We start from the raw sequence: 1,332 nt of genomic DNA on the forward strand, positions 1-1,332 counted from the left end.
ATCCTGGAACACAACACCCGCAAGCGCTACCGACTCCACCCGCCAGTGCTACCGGACCGTCCCACGCACGCTACCGAACCCCGCGGCTAAACACCTGCATTGAACACCCGCCGAGGCGGTACTCTGAAAACATGGCCACACCGATGCATTGGACGCTTGAGGAGATGATTCTGGCGGCAGACGTCGCTAACGATCTGAAGTGGACAGGGGTTCGGGCGAATACGCCAGGCATCCCGGAACTATCCGAGCTACTGCGATCCGCCGACTATTTTCCTCCTGGAGCCTGTGACGCAAGTTTCCGAAGCCCGAACAGCGTGGCCATGAAAATAAACAATCTCCGATCGTCGCACCCGTCGAAATCGGGAATCGGGTTGCGGGCATCTCGCGCCGAGCTCCCAGTTGTACAGAGCTTCGTGGACGATCCATTCACCATGGAGAATGTCGCAGCTCGAATTCGAGATTGCATCCTGCAGAGCCGACCGAGCAAGGGCCTAGCAATGGAACTCATGGCATTCGCGACGAACACCACTTGGAATGAGGCGATGAAACGCTTTCCCTCCAACGGAATCTCTTCCATTAGAAGCTGCTCCAACTGACACGCAGCAAGGTTTTCCGATCCGCCTCGATTGGACGAAAAGAGGAGTTGGATAACGGCGGCAGCACAGCATGACGAGCCTGCCCCACCTGGGCCCAAATCGGACCAACCACGACGGACGCCCTCATGCCTCTTCGCCTCATGGACTCCGTGTCGCAAGTGACAGTTCAGATGCGCGTGGATCTTTAGCGGAATGCTCCGAAGCGAAGTGGTTGTCCGTCGTGGGGTGGGAAAATCCTGCCGCCGTCGCCAACTGCAGCGGCGAATCCGGGAACTCACCAGGGCAGCACCGTTGTGGCTCCTGCGTGTCAACGGAGAGAATTCACCCAGCAGAAATGATACTGAGATTGAGAAGATGGTGTTACGAAGACGTGGAATCTCCCAGATTCCACCTCTTCCTGTGATCAGTCAGGCGCTTCGGTCTATCTGGAGTGGAACGCGGAGCCGAGTAAGTAGTTCTCCATTAGGGTCAAGCCAGGGTGACACTTGATCGCGCAGCAGTCGCTAACGTGCGACCTGGCAGATAGGTTGCTTCGACAGAAAATGAACTTCGGGAGCAGCCCTCCCAGAGGTTTGACACGGGCGTTTTGCGGCGGCGGCGCCAGAGGGACGCGCGTCGCCGCTGTGCCGTCGACTCCCTGCGAGGGTGTTTCATTAGTTGTGTAAGGGTCCGGTCTCGAACCGAGGTGTGACCTGGTGTCCCGCCTCTGAAAAGGACCGATGACATGACCGATACT

The 1,332-nt window shown here is 57.7% G+C and carries 1 protein-coding gene; it reads left to right on the plus strand.

Going from position 1 to position 1,332, the window contains the following annotated elements:
- Positions 1-131 precede the first annotated feature (131 nt).
- The gene (locus AB0I45_RS13895) at positions 132-596 is read left to right on the plus strand and encodes a hypothetical protein (protein WP_345031421.1); all 465 of its coding nucleotides are present in this window, start codon (positions 132-134) and stop codon (positions 594-596) included.
- Positions 597-1,332 lie beyond the last annotated feature (736 nt).

The organism is Brevibacterium sp. NPDC049920 (assembly GCF_040656435.1).
Lineage (GTDB): Bacteria > Actinomycetota > Actinomycetes > Actinomycetales > Brevibacteriaceae > Brevibacterium > Brevibacterium pityocampae.